The sequence below is a fragment of the Bifidobacterium sp. LH_730 genome (assembly GCF_056355835.1).
On the sequence record NZ_JBKETB010000003.1, the window covers coordinates 1 to 15,393 of the forward strand.

General features: G+C 65.5%; 20 protein-coding genes. 8 read left to right on the forward strand and 12 right to left on the reverse strand.

Features of this window, described 5'->3' with window-relative positions; translation table 11 throughout:
* The first annotated feature begins 527 nt into the window (after positions 1-527).
* The 3 genes from AC1AUD_RS04785 to AC1AUD_RS04795 are packed head-to-tail and all read left to right on the forward strand — an operon-like array spanning position 528 to position 1,988.
* The gene (locus AC1AUD_RS04785; protein ID WP_476572594.1) at positions 528-1,583 is read left to right on the forward strand and encodes a hypothetical protein; all 1,056 of its coding nucleotides are present in this window, start codon (positions 528-530) and stop codon (positions 1,581-1,583) included.
* A 36-nt stretch (positions 1,584-1,619) separates the two neighbouring features.
* Complete coding sequence (locus AC1AUD_RS04790) at positions 1,620-1,760, forward strand: hypothetical protein (RefSeq protein WP_476572596.1); 141 nt, start codon at positions 1,620-1,622, stop codon at positions 1,758-1,760.
* 6 nt (positions 1,761-1,766) lie between these two features.
* Entirely contained in the window at positions 1,767-1,988 is a 222-nt protein-coding gene (locus AC1AUD_RS04795; protein WP_476572598.1) for a hypothetical protein, read from the forward strand.
* A 76-nt stretch (positions 1,989-2,064) separates the two neighbouring features.
* On the opposite strand, the gene AC1AUD_RS04800 is transcribed toward AC1AUD_RS04795, so the two are convergent.
* Positions 2,065-2,676 (reverse strand): hypothetical protein, encoded by a 612-nt coding sequence (locus AC1AUD_RS04800; RefSeq protein ID WP_476572600.1) that lies wholly within the window; start codon positions 2,674-2,676, stop codon positions 2,065-2,067.
* A 70-nt stretch (positions 2,677-2,746) separates the two neighbouring features.
* On the opposite strand from AC1AUD_RS04800, the gene AC1AUD_RS04805 reads away from it, so the two are divergent.
* Positions 2,747-2,986 (forward strand): hypothetical protein, encoded by a 240-nt coding sequence (locus AC1AUD_RS04805; RefSeq protein ID WP_476572601.1) that lies wholly within the window; start codon positions 2,747-2,749, stop codon positions 2,984-2,986.
* Here the strand turns inward: AC1AUD_RS04805 and AC1AUD_RS04810 are convergent.
* From AC1AUD_RS04810 to AC1AUD_RS04850, 9 genes are all read right to left on the reverse strand, one after another.
* The gene (locus AC1AUD_RS04810) at positions 2,970-5,534 is read right to left on the reverse strand and encodes a hypothetical protein (protein WP_476572602.1); all 2,565 of its coding nucleotides are present in this window, start codon (positions 5,532-5,534) and stop codon (positions 2,970-2,972) included. The two genes, AC1AUD_RS04805 and AC1AUD_RS04810, sit on opposite strands and share 17 nt — an antisense overlap.
* A 36-nt stretch (positions 5,535-5,570) precedes the next feature.
* Positions 5,571-5,801: a preprotein translocase subunit SecG gene (gene secG / locus AC1AUD_RS04815; RefSeq protein WP_476572604.1), complete on the reverse strand. Its 231-nt coding sequence runs from the start codon at positions 5,799-5,801 to the stop codon at positions 5,571-5,573.
* Between the two features lie 42 nt (positions 5,802-5,843).
* Positions 5,844-6,128, reverse strand: a complete 285-nt coding sequence (locus AC1AUD_RS04820) for a hypothetical protein (protein WP_476572605.1) — start codon at positions 6,126-6,128, stop codon at positions 5,844-5,846.
* Positions 6,125-6,433 (reverse strand): hypothetical protein, encoded by a 309-nt coding sequence (locus AC1AUD_RS04825; protein ID WP_476572607.1) that lies wholly within the window; start codon positions 6,431-6,433, stop codon positions 6,125-6,127. Before AC1AUD_RS04825 ends, AC1AUD_RS04820 begins: the two co-directional genes overlap by 4 nt.
* Positions 6,434-6,528: 95 nt before the next feature.
* On the reverse strand, positions 6,529-7,197 hold the full coding sequence (locus AC1AUD_RS04830; protein ID WP_476572609.1) for an SOS response-associated peptidase: 669 nt from the start codon (positions 7,195-7,197) through the stop codon (positions 6,529-6,531).
* Positions 7,197-7,460: a hypothetical protein gene (locus tag AC1AUD_RS04835; RefSeq protein ID WP_476572611.1), complete on the reverse strand. Its 264-nt coding sequence runs from the start codon at positions 7,458-7,460 to the stop codon at positions 7,197-7,199. Before AC1AUD_RS04835 ends, AC1AUD_RS04830 begins: the two co-directional genes overlap by 1 nt.
* Positions 7,461-7,549: 89 nt before the next feature.
* Complete coding sequence (locus AC1AUD_RS04840; protein ID WP_476572612.1) at positions 7,550-9,259, reverse strand: DUF262 domain-containing protein; 1,710 nt, start codon at positions 9,257-9,259, stop codon at positions 7,550-7,552.
* Between the two features lie 95 nt (positions 9,260-9,354).
* The gene (locus tag AC1AUD_RS04845; protein WP_476572614.1) at positions 9,355-9,582 is read right to left on the reverse strand and encodes a hypothetical protein; all 228 of its coding nucleotides are present in this window, start codon (positions 9,580-9,582) and stop codon (positions 9,355-9,357) included.
* Between the two features lie 4 nt (positions 9,583-9,586).
* On the reverse strand, positions 9,587-9,955 hold the full coding sequence (locus AC1AUD_RS04850) for a hypothetical protein (protein ID WP_476572616.1): 369 nt from the start codon (positions 9,953-9,955) through the stop codon (positions 9,587-9,589).
* A gap of 177 nt (positions 9,956-10,132) precedes the next feature.
* On the opposite strand from AC1AUD_RS04850, the gene AC1AUD_RS04855 reads away from it, so the two are divergent.
* The 4 genes from AC1AUD_RS04855 (at position 10,133) to AC1AUD_RS04870 (ending at position 13,857) form a co-directional block, all read left to right on the forward strand.
* A complete protein-coding gene (locus AC1AUD_RS04855; protein ID WP_476572618.1) occupies positions 10,133-10,921 on the forward strand; it encodes a hypothetical protein in 789 nt (262 codons plus the stop codon).
* 20 nt (positions 10,922-10,941) lie between these two features.
* On the forward strand, positions 10,942-11,319 hold the full coding sequence (locus tag AC1AUD_RS04860) for a hypothetical protein (protein ID WP_476572620.1): 378 nt from the start codon (positions 10,942-10,944) through the stop codon (positions 11,317-11,319).
* 55 nt (positions 11,320-11,374) lie between these two features.
* The gene (locus AC1AUD_RS04865) at positions 11,375-12,832 is read left to right on the forward strand and encodes a hypothetical protein (protein ID WP_476572622.1); all 1,458 of its coding nucleotides are present in this window, start codon (positions 11,375-11,377) and stop codon (positions 12,830-12,832) included.
* A gap of 104 nt (positions 12,833-12,936) precedes the next feature.
* On the forward strand, positions 12,937-13,857 hold the full coding sequence (locus AC1AUD_RS04870; RefSeq protein ID WP_476572624.1) for a DUF6273 domain-containing protein: 921 nt from the start codon (positions 12,937-12,939) through the stop codon (positions 13,855-13,857).
* Positions 13,858-13,863: 6 nt separating this feature from the next.
* Here AC1AUD_RS04870 and AC1AUD_RS04875 read toward each other — a convergent pair whose 3' ends face one another.
* Both AC1AUD_RS04875 and AC1AUD_RS04880 read right to left on the reverse strand, forming a co-directional pair.
* On the reverse strand, positions 13,864-14,769 hold the full coding sequence (locus tag AC1AUD_RS04875) for a thymidylate synthase (RefSeq protein ID WP_476572626.1): 906 nt from the start codon (positions 14,767-14,769) through the stop codon (positions 13,864-13,866).
* Positions 14,766-15,329 carry a hypothetical protein gene (locus tag AC1AUD_RS04880; RefSeq protein WP_476572628.1) on the reverse strand — a complete coding sequence of 188 codons (564 nt, stop codon included), beginning with the start codon at positions 15,327-15,329 and terminating at the stop codon, positions 14,766-14,768. The genes AC1AUD_RS04875 and AC1AUD_RS04880 overlap by 4 nt, the downstream gene beginning before the upstream one ends.
* Positions 15,330-15,393: the final 64 nt, after the last annotated feature.

Consider the following 15,393-nt stretch of genomic DNA (forward strand, 5'->3'; position numbering starts at 1 on the left):
GTCGTGACTGCATCCAAACTGCATATGACTGCACGGGTGCAGTTACAAATTCCATCAACGTTGGTGGTTTTCAACTGCACCAGGCAGTCACGGGGCGGTGATGCGCGGGCATTAACTGCATCCCGACTTCACGGCGGCTTTCGCATGCCCCCCGGCCGGCTTCCGGGTCGTGGGCTCGCGACCTGACTCCACGGCCGCCTTTCCCCAGGCGGGCGGCCTCCGGCTCCCCGGACACGGCCGCGCCGCATCTCTGTTCGCACGGCGGCTCCCCGGAGCCGTCCGATGTTCCGCCGGCCGTGGCGGCGTATCGCTTGGAGTGACTTCGGGACGGATGCCCGGACCCGTCCCATACCCCCTTCGCATGGCTCGCAAAACAAGGGGGAGGTACATCCCTTCTTGGCGTCCGGCGGGAACATACCCCCTTATTTTTCGCGGACATCATCGTTCGAAGACCTCTTTCAGGGGACGTCCGCCGCTGGCCCGCGGTCCTCCGGTCCGCGTCTCGTCCGGATGCATAGCCGCGTCGCATGGCTAGAACATCATCGCAGCCGCGCCAGCCGCGCGGCATCCCCCAGGGCGGCCAGTGGGCGTCGGACGGGACGGCGCACGGGACGGACGACCTTCCCGCCCCTCCCGTGGAGATCGACCCGGAGACCGGCAAGCCGGTGGGCTCGACCCTCGAGTTCGACGACCCCGCGAAGTGGTCGAGGAGAGACAAGGCCCTCCTATGGTTGGAGGACCGTCTCAGGGCCAGGGAGGGCGAATACAGGGACGACCCGGTCATGTCCTGCGAGCGTGAGATCGAACTGCTCGACAAGGCGGTCGGCACCGAATCCGAGCCGGGCCCCATCATGCGCGGCCTGCTCCCCTATTTCGACAACAGGGCGGAATGCCGGCAGCTCGCCCTCGCCTACGCGGATGAGAAGCTCCTGTGCATGCGCCGGTCGTGCGCGCGCAACGGCAACACGACCCGCACGTATTCGGAACGGTTCGTGTGCAACCGCAAGTTCGGCCTGTTCGCGCCCGTGCGCGTTGAACGCATCCTCGCCAAGCCGCCGTGGAGGCTGAGCGCTCACAGGATGCGCGTCGGCATGCGCTACAAGAGGAGGGTCGACCAGTGGCGCGCCAAGCACGGGGGCCGCATGCCCGACTCCAGGGAGCGCGACCGCCTGTGGGACGAGAACATGCGCGACTTCGTCGCGGAGAAGATCAGAAACGGCAAATCGTTCGGCCATGGCATGACCCTGTCGGACGGGCACAGCGCCGACCCGTCGGTCAACCAGGAGAAGACGCGCATGTGGACCGACCCGAAGGACGGGTCGAAGCATCCGTTCAACGGACGCAAGGACTTCGAGACGATGCTCGACAACGGCATGCGCCACCTGTCCAGGACGCCCGCGTTCGACATCATAGCCGCCCAGAACGCGGGCGAGGCGCTCGTCTCCCGCGTGGACGACGCGGACCTGAGCGAGGTCGTCGAGATCGCCGCCCGGCATGGCATCGACCTTAATACGGTCGCCGCCCGGCTCGACATCAAACCGGATTCGCTGCGGCGCATGGCAGGGGACGCATGGGAGGGATGACAGCATCCATGTGACGGCCGGAAGGAGGCGCGCGTCATGTTCATCATCGGATTCATCGTCGGCTTCCTGCTCGTCGCCGGAACCATCGCCCTCGCGACCGCCACGCTCTGGCTGGCGGGCATGCTCATCGGCCTCGTCCTCGGATTCGGCCGACTGCTCCTCGGCCGGGGACGGTGACCTCCCATGGCCACGACCGGCGTCAGGAACCCCATGCGCGCGATGCGCGGCCGGCGCCTGCCTTCCCCCACGGAACTCGGGGAGATGGGTCCCGGGGAGATCGAGGAGGCGAACCGGCTCGCCGGCGAATTCCTCGAAGCCTGCGCGAACGCGAACGTAAGCGAACGGTTCCGCGTCGACGACCTGATCCTGCGCGGGCATGATCCCTATCTGGACCCGCACATCTAGGGCAGGCGGGAGCCGAAAAGGCGAAGGCCGGGGGCGATCATGTCCCCGGCCTTCCCTTCTTTCGGATTTCCCTATCTCAGACGCTCATTCCCATGCGCGCGAACACGTCCCCGCCGGCGTCGGGAACCGGTTCCGCGGGCTTGTCCGGAGCATCCTCCGCGGCCCCCTCCCCGTCCATGGGAGAGGCGAGGCGCAGCATGCCCTCCAGGCGCGCGCTCTGCCCGGGGTCGAACAGGCTCTCCGCGCCCTCCGGGTCGATCGTGCACCGCACCTGAGGCAGGCTCGGCGCGCGCACCGCCACCCCGTCCGGCAGTTCGCCTGACAGCTCGTGCTCCACCAGGCCCTTCAACCAGCCCTTGTCCAGGGCCGCGTCCACGGGCATGGGCCTTGGCTCCGTCATGGTGGCGCGCCCGTTCGCCACGAGCCACGCCGCGTACTTCTCCGGGTCGTCCACCCTGTAGGTGCACGCGTCGCCGCCCTTGGTGCGCGCCAGTGTGGCGACGACCCGTCCGTCGACGGCGACCGGCATGTCGCCCTCCGTGGGATCCATGCGGTCCACGAGGCGCGCCTTCGCCTCCCTCTCCACGAGACGGCAGCGCTCCCCCAGCACCTTCGCCAGGGCGACGGCGCGCATCAGCTCCGCGTCGGTCAATCCGTCGAGCATGGGGTCCATCAACTGTGCGCCCATTCCAGGCTCCTTCCATGTGATTCGATTCGGTTCGCTTCCCCACATGCGTCCCCGCGCATAGCCCCGCCCCATGAACGAAGCCCTCAAACAGGAAGCCTACGAGAAATACCCGGACCCGAAGGACAGGGCGTTGGCGCGCGCCAACGCGAACCGTCGCACCGGATGGATCATGGGCCGGCTCGCCGAACCCACCCAAGCCCAAGTGGAGGCCGCCGAAAAGGCGCTCGCCAAGGCCGGCCTGCCCGCCCGTGCGGCGCGCATCGCATTGGACGCCGCACGGCAGGCCCTTTCGGCTACTTCCCCCCGGTGATCGACCTCAACTGGTCGTCGGGGATGCGGCATTCCACGGGGATTGCATCCCCGGCCAGGCCCACGTAGTAGGGGATGCTGCCGCGCAGCAGATGCCCGTCGTCGGGATCGTGCAGCGCGTACAGGCTCTCCCAGTCGGGCGCCTTGCTCTCGTCGTCCAGGACGGCCTTGTGGCGCATGCGCGCGTGCATGCGCCCATTGTCCGGCAGGTCGAACAGGCGGCATGCGGCCTGCGCCTGCGACACCTCGCCGCTCTTCTCGTTCTTAGCGCTCACGGGCAGGATGATGCCGCGTCCGATGAACTCCACGAGACGCGCGTTGACGAACTCGTCGATCTTCTGCGACATGTACACGGGCAGATAGTTCTGGGCGCGCGCCAGGCGTCCCTGCCGTTGGGCGACGCTCCTTCCGAACTCGTCGCCGAGGATCAGGTGCGCCTCGTCCTGCACGAACAGGCCGTTCCTGCCCATCACCGACCCGGCCGCCCCTAGGGCCATCATGCGGACCGCCCACCGTTGGATGGCGGACGGCACGCTCTCGCTGCCCTCGTCGGGCGCGATCGACAGGCTTCCCGCCGACAATAGGGTCAGGCCGCGGCTCGCGTTCAACCTGAGCCCCCCGGGCTCGCGCCCGTAGATGAGGCGGAAGATCTGACTGTTGTCGGCGGCCATCTCCAACTGGTCGTACACGTCGTCCACCAGGGGGCTGACCCGCCCCCGGTCGCTGCCGTCGTGGTGCGCCTTGTGGGCGACGCGCACGGCCATGCCCGTGCAGTCGGCGCCCTGGTCGAGCCCGTAGTTGATGATGCTCATCAACGCGATCTGGCGCATCTTGTCGTCCAGGTCGCCGCCCGTCGTCTGCGACAATAGTTCCACCGCGGTGGTGATCATCTCGTCGCGCAACCCGTCGGGCATGCAGCGCACCGGATCGAGCATGCCCTCCGCCCTCGGATCGTCCAGCATGTACACGCGCCCGCCCCGCGAACGCACGTATGGGCCGAAATCGTCCGAGTTGGGCTTGGGGTCGTTGAACACCACCGGGATCGTCTCCCCCGGATGGTCCGGATCCTCCAGGCGCGCCCACTGGCTGGCCAGGTAGAGCATCATGGTCGTCTTGCCCGCGCCCGTGTCCCCGACGACGAGCAGACAGGGCGGCGTCTTCCGGTACTTGCTGGCGAATGGGCTGACATAGCAGGGCAGCCGGTCCGCCTCCGTGAAGCCGAGCAGACCGCCGGGCAGGTCGGAGGCGCGGCCCAGACCCATGTCCTCGCCGGCGACGCTCCTGCCGTGCAGGCCCGCGTATGCGAGGATGGGGGTGGGCCAGTAGACGGGGCTGGGATTGTAGGACACGTTGCTGCCGATCTGCATGTCCTGGAACGCGGCCTCCTGCCGGTCCGGGTTCAATGTGACGAGTCCGCCCGGGTAGGCGACCTGGGTGCTGCGTTCCACGACGGCGGGGATGGCGACGTGCACGTGCGCGTCGATCAGCGTGGGCCAGGGTTTGCCGTCCGCCTGGTACACGTCGTTCGCGTAGTTGAGCTCCTTGGCGACGCCGAGGTTCTGCTTGTGGCGTTCGGCCGCCTGTTCGATGGCCTTGTCGAGGACCTTCTCCTTGTCCTTGTCCAGTTGTTCGCGGCTGACCTCCCCGGGTTCGACGGCGCCGCGCACGCTCAACGCGAGCGCGCCCATCCCGTCGCCCAAAGGGCTGGCCATGAGCCGGGCGGCCCAGTCGCAGTCGCCGGTCTGCCATTCCGCCTCGCCCTGGTATGGGAGGGCGCCGAGGCTGGCGATGGTCATCGTGTACGCGCCCCTGATGTCCTTCCTGCGGGTCCAGGTGGCGCAGTCGACGCCGGTTTTCTTGAACTTGTCGCCGATGCTCGCGGCCCTCCACGTGGGGAACGTGTGCAGGTGGGCGGGTTCGACCATGAGGGGCACGGGGTCCGGGCTGCGGTCGAGGTTCCACCAGGCGAAAGCGCGGCGCATCTGCCTGTCCGAGGGGATGGTGCAGCCCGCGTCCCTCAGGATGGTGGTGATGACCTCCCTGTCGTGGTCGAAGCTCTGGTCGGGCGCCCACCCGTCGTCGCCCTGGGTCTGGGCGACCATGTCGACGATGCGGGCGAGCATCGACGCGTGTCCGCCGCCGGTCCTCAATAGGACGCCGATCAGGGTGAACCGGTCGTGGACCATCTGCGACCCGTATTCGCGGGCGAGCGTGAGCCGCACCCCGTCGTTCACGCCGCCTCTCAACGTGGCGGAGGGTTCGAACCGTTGGGGCGTGGCGATGGCGAGGATGTGGATCTGCCTGTAGAAGCCTTTCAACGCCTTCCGGTTCGCCAACGGGATGCGCGGCGCCAACGCCGCCAGGCGGGGCATGATGATCTTCAACGGCTTGGCCGCCGCCTCCCGGTCGTCCCACCCGTTCGCGTCCCGCACGCTCGGCTGGCCGGGCAGGACCATGTACTGCCATGCCTGACCGTCGTTCGTGCGGACGAACCCGTTCCCGTTGTGGTGCCCGAACGTGCCGACCGGGCGGATGCTCTGCATTGCCATGCGGTGCGGCTATGCGCCGCACGGCCGGAGGAGGGATCAGAGCAGGTCGAGCGTGACGACGAGCGCGCACCAGAACAGGCCCGCGGCCACCGTCCAACGGTCCAGGTTGCGGGCGGCGACGCCCGAGTTCGCGGCGTTCGCCGCCAGTCCCGTGGAGAACATGTCCGACAGGCCTCCGCCACGCCCCCGGTGCATCAGCACCAGCATGGACAGGAGCAGGCTCGCCACGACGGCGAACAGGGTCAGGGAGAACTTGAGAATGGTCATATGAAGGCCTATGCGTCGGACGGCGAGATGGGAAATGGGTCCTTAGCTTTCGCTGAATTGATTGTCTGATTCCACAAGCGGCAGACGCCGGCCATTCGGCAACGTCACCTCCACATGCAGCAGACAGCCGACGCTGTTCAGATAGCGGCGCAGGGACTCCACGTCCACGCGGCCGAGGTCGCCGTTCTCGATGTCCAGCACGGTGCCGTCCGTCACATCCGCGTAGTTGGCCGCCATGTTCAACCTGTCGTGACGCAGACGGCGGATGCCCTCGTAGGCGGCGAGGATACCGGTGTGCTCCGCGTGTATTTCTTCGTAGGACCTCATCGAATGGCCGGCGTCTCCGTGGAGCTGTTGACCAGCGGGTGCCTGACGCCGTCACCGAGGTCGTATTCGACGTGGATGGTCGCACCGATCGTCTCTAGATAGGATTGCAACGCTCCGATGCGCACGTCGCACAGGTCGCCGTCCTCGATCATTTCGCTGGTCCCCGGTTCGAGGCAGGATTCCCTGTCTGTGGCACCGAGGTCTCCGACCATGCTTTCGCGGACCTTCGGTAAAAGCGTATATGCATTCTGAAGGGCGAGCATGTGGCCGGTCATCGATAGCATCGCCACTTCGGCAACGCCCATGTGTTCAAGCTGTTTCGACGAGAATCTCATTGTGGGCGCCCCCTCCGGATGTCATGCAAGCTGTCATTGCATCCGCAATGATGCGTCCGCCGACGTCATTCGCCATCGAAAGGCCTTGCCAATTCCGGTCCGTCGCCCCTCAACGGCATCACCCGCCAGGCCTCCAGCCGTTCGCTCCGGCCGATGCCGGCCTTGGCGGCGCCGGCCAGCAGTCGCGCCGCGTCATCCGTGGGATCGGTCCACGCATCCAGGTGGTCGGGGCCGATGAGCAGCGGCATACGCGCATGCACCTGCTCCGCGTCGCCGACGGCCCGTCGCGTGAGGATGGTGCAGGTGAGCCGCCAGAACCTTGCCTTCGGGTCGCCGCGCCACCATGAGGCGAGACCGGCGAAGTACAGGACCGGCTGGCCTGGATCGTGGAAGTACCATGGACGCCGTTCAGAATCCCACTCGTAGTATCCGCTTGCGGGTATGAGCACGCGCCGGCGCAGGGCCGCGTCACGGAACGTGCGCTTCTCCAGCACCGTCTCGACGCGAGCATTATGGGTCGGATACGACAGCTCCAGGCTCTCCGCCCATGGTGGCGTCAACGACCAGCGGGCCGGGGAGGCGTGCCTGCCTCCCCCGTCGTCCTTCGCCAGGACCATCACGTCATTGGTCGGCGTCACGTTCCACGAACGACTCGGGATGTTCGCATCCGGCTGGGCGTCGAACCCGGCCGCCACGTCATAGGGGTCGAAGTCGGTGGCGAAACGGCCGCACATCACTCATCCGATCCGTCGGTCGGAGCATCCCCGTCAGCCGAATCGACATCCTTTCCTATCGCCTTGGCATCGCGGGAAGACTTCCAGCGCGAATACAGATTCGACAGAACGGTCACGGCGCCAGCCACGGCAAGGGCCGCCAGAGCTCCGGCGGCGGAGCCTTTCCTGAATCCGTCCCTGCTGAGCCCCTCCACATACTTGTCGGGGCCGCCGGCCTCATGCGCCGCATGGGTCAGCATGGAATAATCCCAGTCATTGGCCATGTCATCTCTCCTTGGATTCCATCTTGGCGATGGGCGAACGGAACGTCCCGTCTCACGCCCTCGCCGTCCCTCGTCCGTCCAAACCCAAGTCAGCGTTCCTCCGGCTTGGGTTTGGCAAACTCCAGTCCCCATGCGGTGAAGTCGTCCATGACAAGATCCGCGACCCGTCTGTCACGTTCGAGGATGTCGTCCAGGTCCCAGTCGTCGTGTTCGGCTCCCAGCCGGTTGGTGACCGTGATGCCGCTCTGCGCGTAGTACTTCCGCTTCTTCGAGAAATACCCGTTGCTGGCCTTGATGTTCAACGGCTTCTCGAACGGTACCTTGTTGCCCAGATGCTCCAGACGCGCCCTCACCTCGCGATCCTCCAGGGCGGGGAACCTCATGTCGTCCCACTTCTGCGGGAACACATGCTCGATCTCCCAACGGTCCGGCAGCAAATCGTGCTGGCTTGGCTCGTGGTAGGCGATGATCTTCAACAGCATGCGCACCAGGCTGCCGTGCGGTTCGACGATCCTATGGCGCAGCTCGTCGGCGTCGACCTTCGGGAAGTCGAAGGATGGTTCGGCGGAGTCCAGAATGCGCGCATTCAGCCTGAACACGCTGGACTTGACGCCGTTGACGGTCGGCGTGACCGCGAACTTGGCGGCGAGGCACGCGGCCAGACAGCGGAGGAAGGCAAGGAACCCCGCCCCGAAATCCTCCTCGGCCCGGTGGGTCAGATAGTAGATGACCGTCGGATACTTCCAGAAGTCGTTCGGATAGGATGCGAGCACGTCCAGCGTCCGGAGGATGGCCCCGTCCATGGACCAGGGCTCGCCTTCGATAGACTCATGGCCGGACGCCACGCGCCACACGTTGAGGATCGCATCCAATTCGCCGAGCACATTCCCGGAGCGCAGACGCCGGAAGTCGTTCTCCGCATACCATCTGCGCATCCTCGGCATACGGCTGCCGCTGTTGCCCTCGCGCGCCCACAGCACGTACATGTACTGGGCGAACAGGGACTGCATGCTCTGCCCCGCTTGCTCCGCCTCGGCCGAGATCCGCCGCCATTCCCCGACGAACCTGTCGCGCCCGTCGCCCGCGTACCGGTACATCTTCGCCTTGAAGATGTCCGCGTCCGACAGGCTCAGCCCGCGGTCGTTCAGCGTGTTGAAGATCATGAGGGCCGCGTCCTGGGAGTCGGCGCGGATGGGCAGCACCACGACGTTGTCCAACAGGGTGGCGATGAACCCGGGGAACGCGAGCGTCTCCGCGGCGGCGTAGTCGTCCACCCGCTTCTCCAACAGGCGGTAGTTGGTCGAATACGCGTCATGGGCCGCCGGATCGGTTTCGCCCGTCTCCAATATCAGCTTGAGCATGGCGTCCGCGTCATCGTCGATGGCCCTCGATTCGATGAGCGTCGCCGTCCGGTCCGCCATGCCGGTGATCCGGTCCGTCCGCCACAGGGCCGGGGTGATCCTGTTCATCAGATTCGTGCGCGCGGGCGAATCCGACATGCCCTCCAGCTTGCGGTACAGGACGCGCAACAGGAGGAACAGGGTCGTCAGCCTTTGCTGCCCGTCGATGACCTCCCGCCGGCCCTCGTTGCGGTACGTGACCACGCAGCCGAGGAAATACTCCGACGAGGCGTCCGACCCCGCGTGCTCCACCAGATCGTCGAACAGCGTGTCCACCTGGTCCGCGCCCCACGCGTACGGACGCTGGTACTCCGGGATCAGGAAACGGCTCCTCGCCCCGGATGACAGCAATTCGGCGACGCTCTTCTTCGACACGTCGATGCTGGTCTCGTCAGCCATCGCAAACCGCCTTTCACATCGGCCACAGTCTCATCAATGGAATATACGCGCCTCGGGGACGACCCGCGCGGAACACGCGCCTCGACCGCCTTCCGTCATCGCCTCAGGGCCCGGGCGGCCTCGTCGAGAAGGGCGGGCGTGAGCGCGCGCAAGGCCTCCTCCGGGCAGATGACTTCGAAACCCAGCTTCCCCCCGTGCCAGAAGACGACGTCGTATCCGTCCTGGCATGAGTTGCATTCGAGCCGGCCGTCGAAAACCCGGAGCCCGGGGCGCATCTCCACCTGGGCTGCGAACCATTCGCCGACGGACTGCGTGCCATCCATCGCGTCAATCCTCCCGTTCCATGTCCTCCTTGAGGAGCGTGAGCGCATCCTCGGGCACATGCAGGCCCGCCTCACGCAGGTCGAGCAGCCACTCGTAGGCTGCCCGATGGGTGAGCCCGTTCCGCGTCATTCCCGCATACGGGGAGTCCAACGGCTCCCGATGCGCGAAGGAGAACGCCCGGTCCTGCTCGTCGCAGTCCTCCATGATTTGCTCGACGCTCTTGCCCGGAGTCCACCTGTGGTCCGGATACGGGTGCGCCGGGTCGAACACGATCCGGCTGCCCGCCACATGCACATCCACCCCGCCCAGGCAGGACTCGTACGCGTAAATGTCGGACTGCCAGCCGTCGCTGGAATACCTGCAATAGCTCATGCAGGCTGAATGCGTCCGCCGGATCGTCGATGTAACTTCCGGGGGCCGGAAACTTACATCGATTGGTCCGGAACGCCGTTTCCGGCCCTGTTTTCGCGTGTGCATGTAAGTTCCGGGTGACATGCGCGGGGACGCATAGGTTCGGCAGACGACGATCCCGGAAGGGAAGAGGCCCATATGGACGACAGGCTCCGACAGCCGCGCGGCATCCCGCAGGGCGGCCAATACGCGGACGAGCACAGGGGCACGGGCATTATTGACGATCTGCCCGCCCCTCCGAACATGACCATCGTGGCCACGCCCAGCCGCGGCCACGACTCCACCGACAGTTTCGACGACAAGTTCGCGCGCTTCGACGAGCATATGAGCGAGCTTGGCTTCACGCGGGTGGCGAACGTGAGCGGCATCTGGAACAACGAGCGCGAACGCTCCGCCATGTACATGGGGCATGTGGACGACATCCACGACATCAAGGCGTTGGACCGGCTCGGCACAAGGATCGCCAACCAGTGGAACCAGGACAGCGTGATGCTGGTCGTCGACGACCCGGACGGCCTCGACCGGCTCGTCTCCTACGACGTGGACTACGAGACCGCGAATCGTGTCTGCCAGAGGATGCTGGACCTCCACAAAGACGATCCCGACTATGGTCTGGGCGCCAGTTACGCCGACGGGCGTCTGACGATGGCCGACGTCGCCGATTTCGGCGGACTGGACCCCGACGACATCGACATGTTCGCGATGATGAGCGAATCCCAGGCCCGGCGTTCCTCGCCGTGCCGCATCCTTTTCCCCGAGTTGGATGACGAGCACAAGGCGAACCAGAAGCGGCGGGATGCCGAGGACAAGGCGTATGCGATGCTGGAAGGCAGCATCGACTCGCACGCCCCACCCGAATCCGACAAGGCGGAAGGTTCCTCCCACTCGCACAAGTCGCTCGTCGACTGGCTGAACAGACACATCTAAAGCATCAAAAGGAAAAGACAATGACCTACACCGAGCTCCGCATCCCCGCCCAACATGAGGACGGAACCAGGTACGAATGGACCGCGTGGGCGGACTTCGAGACGCAGGACATCAAGGTCCGGTGCGCCGACGGGCACGTCTATTGGGTCGGACACGACGTCACCGCCAGGCAGGCTCGCACCCATGAGGAAAAGAATCGCGTCGCCGATGCCATGGCCGTCGCATTCGTCGTCCGCCGCAAGTATCGGGAACGGTTCCGCGAAGGCAAGAAGCGCGCGATCGAAAAGGGCATCCCCCTGGCCCCGTACATCGGATATTCCGAGCGCTCCGGCAAAACCAAAGAGAAGCCGCTCCCGGTCTTCGATAAAGACCATAACGTCGCGGTCATCGTCCGATGACATCCGGACCCATCGCATAGGGGATCCCATACCGCTCGCCTAGGGAAAGGGGCGCATGATGGGCGTCGACGCGCACGGACGATCGCACGAGCCGCGGGGCATTCCCACGGGAGGCCGCTACATGGGCGGAGGGTCGGGGTCGGGCGTGACCGACGACCTGCCGCCTCTCCCCGGCATGGAGGCGCAGAGGCCCGTCTGGACGGCGCGGGACCTCGAATACGTGAACGCGGCCGCCCTGTTGGACTCCCCGCTGGTGCGCGTCGCGTCCGACGGCGAATCCGACGACCGCGAAATGCTCGCCGCATGGGACCTGTACGATCCCCTGGCGGAGGACAGCGAATTCCCGTTGCAGGCCCACGCCAACGCGCTGCGCAACGCCATGACCACTCCTCTGCACGTGGACGATCCCGACGGCATGGTGCGCATGGAATTGGCGCGCCGCATCCAAGCCACCAGCCTGAACCCCGGCGAGGACCTGAAGCGATGCGGGATCGACATGGAGGAACTGCGAGGCATCCAAGCCACGCGCGCCTGCTGGGACGCGGATGCGAGGCAACGCATTCGGGCATTGGATCGTCTGCGGGACGAAACCATCGACGCCGACGACCGGGTGTGCCGCGAACTCCTCGACCACGACGACAGGCCCTGGCCGCAGGACGTCGTCCAGACAATCGACTGGCGGCACGCCCGCTTGGACGAACATGATGCGGACCGACTGCTCGCCGACCCCGATCCCATCAAAAGACGGGTCGCCGTCGACCACGGGAGCCCCACGCCCGACGCGTTCGCCCACGCCGCGCTCACGGAAACCGACGTGCATACGCTGCGGCGCATGGCATTCGCCGCGGCCCGGCGCGGGCTCGAAACAGACGATCCCAAGGCGGGCGACAGGCTCGTCGCCGCATTGCATGATGACGAGCTCGACGCGGGCGCCATCCGCACGCTCGCCCAACACACGCCCATGTCCGCCCGTTCGATGGACCGTCTCGCGGACAGGAACGCGAGAGCCCTCTGGTATGGGCTGCAATACGCCGGACGCGAAGCCGACTGTCCCGCATCCGCGCGCGCCAAGGCGGGGCGGGCCGCCATCGAAAAAGGCGACTATCGGATGGCCGGGGACATCGCGTGCATGGAATCGGATCCCATGGTCCGAATGAAACTCGCGCGCTTCTCCTACGACAGGTCGACGCAAGTCATCCGCGAGGCATCCAGCCGTTTCGCCAGGGACAACGCCATCAAGCATGCCGCCGGCAACCTGGGCGGGCTCGCGCGGAGCCTGCCGTCCGAGGAGACGGCCACGCTTGCCGAATCGGACCCGTCGAACCCCCTGTGGAAACAGGCGGACGTGGTCAGGGCGATGCCCGAGGCCACCCTGCGCAGACTCGCCCGATCCACGGAATGGAGGACGCGCGTCATCCCCGCACGCCACCCCGACCTCCTGCCCGACGACGTCAGGCGGAAACTGCGGGAGGACGGGACGAAGAGCGTGCGACGGCTCGCCGGCGGAGAATAGACGAATGTCTCCGCATAGACGGACAACCATGAGCGACCTGAAAAACATCACCCCCCCCCATTGCGTTTAGGCATCTGAAGACCGTTTTCGCCGCATTGGCGACGATGCTGTTGCTGGCGGCGGGATTGAACGGCGCGACAGCCTACGCGGCCACACCCGAACCGTGCGGAGGAGACTCTGGTTTCTGCTATGCCGGATACTCGGCCAAGGGTTTGAAGACCATCGCCGAGGACCTTAGCGCGAACGGCCAAGGCTCGCAGTATTACGGACAGATGAAGGCCGCGATGGACGCGGACACGAGGGGCGCGCTCAAGGTCACGAGCACTGCTGTCGCCACCAAGGGACAGCAGGTCGACATGCCGGTCCGTCTGATCGGCATCCTTCACGACGACAAGGCGAACGGAAGCGGCAAGGCAGGCCTGACGTTCCAGACCGTCAATTCGTTACCTCGCACCTACTGCATGAACGGGATCATGTTAGATAAAGACTCCTCGCAACATTGTTTCCCCGCCGGAGAAACGAATAGGGGCGGCTGGCGCGACAGTTCTCTCCGGGAGAACATGAACTCCGGGGAAATCTGGGCGAGCATGCCCGCCGATCTGAGGGACACGGTGGAGCCAGTCGTCAAAATGACAAACAACACCATCGGCAACTCGAAACACGCCGTCACCACCGGCACCAATGACAGACTCTGGCTGCTTTCCTACCGCGAGTATGTGCAGACCATGGACGACGGAGGGAAGGGCTATGATGGGGCCCAAGCATGGAGCCAGGAAGGTCGCCAATACGAATTCTATGACGGCAAGGTCTCCAACAGTAACGGTCGCAATACGATCCTTAAAACGCTTTGGTCCGATCCCTCCGGAGCTGATCCCGCCGGAGGGATCGACGGTGTTGCATGGGAACGGTCGTCCCATCCGGACGAATCCGATGTCTTTCTGCAAGTCGATTTCCGTGGAAACCCGAACTACACAATCAACGGCGCGGATAAGCGCCAGGGCGTAGCGCCCGCCTTCTGCCTTTGAACCGTCTCAGACCGCGACCGGCGCCTTGATCGTGGGATGATGCCGGTATCCCTCGATATGGAAGTCCTCGTAATGGTAGTCGAACAGCGAAGACGCCTTGTCGATCGCGATCGTCGGGTAGGGATACGGCTCGCGCGACAGCTGCTCGAGCACCTGGTCGATGTGGTTGTCGTAGACATGGCAGTCGCCGCCGGTCCACACGAACTCCCCCGGCTCCAGGCCGGCCTGCTGGGCCATCATCAGCGTGAGCAGCGAATAGGAGGCGATGTTGAAGGGCACGCCGAGGAACATGTCGCAGGAGCGCTGGTAGAGCTGGCAGGAGAGGCGCCCGTCGGCCACATGGAACTGGAACAGCGCGTGGCAGGGCGGCAGGGCCATGTTCTCGACCTCGGCCGGGTTCCAGGCCGTGACGACCATGCGCCGTGAATCGGGATGGTTGCGGATCAGGTCGAGCACGTTCTCGATCTGATCGATCGTGCGGTTCGGATCGCCGGGCGTCGGCGCGGGCCAGGAGCGCCACTGCACGCCGTAGACCGGTCCCAGATCGCCGTTCTCGTCGGCCCACTCATCCCAGATATGCACATTGTGCTCGGTGAGATAGCCGATGTTGCCGCCGTCCGAACCGTTGAGGAACCACAGCAGCTCATGCGCCAGTCCCTTGAAGAACACGGTTTTGGTGGTCAGCAAGGGGAAGCCCATCGCGTCCTCGGGTTTGTTCGGTTCCATCGCATACGACAGGTCGAAGCGCATCTGCTGGCCGAACAGGCTTATCGTGCCGGTGCCGGTGCGGTCCGATTTCGGCGTGCCCTCCATGATGATCTTCCTGACCTGATCCTCGTAGGGTGTGGGAATGGGTGTGTCCGGACGCGCGGGGACGCGCCTCCTGATGCCGTCCAATTCCTCGGCGTTCATTCGTTCGATCCTTCCTTGTCGTATCGGCTCACCATGCGCATATGCCTGTCCCGCGCCCGCACTTCGATCCGCCCGCAGTCCTCGCGCATCCACTCGCCCGGCGCGTCCACGTCGGAGAAATACCATCGATGCTCCAGGGACTTCAGCCACATGTTCGCGTTTTCGTCCATGTAGAAGCCGGGGTCGAGGAGCCGGTCCCGCCGGTCGTCGAGGATGGTCTCCGCCATCCGGTCCAGGTCGATGGCCGGCGCATCCCCGTCGCCCATGAGGAGGCTGTGATCCAGGAAGTCGTATTCGACCGGAAGCCCCTCGGGTATGTACAGCCAATCACGGTCGTCGGCGAGCCGGTCGACGAGGCGCAGGAACAGGGGCGTCTCCTGCGCCTCCAGATCGAGGTCGCCCATGTCGAAGCCAATCAATCCATCCGGGTCGGCGGGCCCATAGGCGAACGGATACCAGCGCCAGTCGATGTCATGCTTCCGCAGCCATTCGCCGTCCACGGTCAACAGCCAGACGACGCCATCGGGGTCGACGTGCAGCCCCGGATCCGGTTTCCCCATGCTTCTCCTCACTTCCTCTCGTCGCCGCGGACGACCTGTGGCAGCCGTCCGCCGTTTCCGAGCA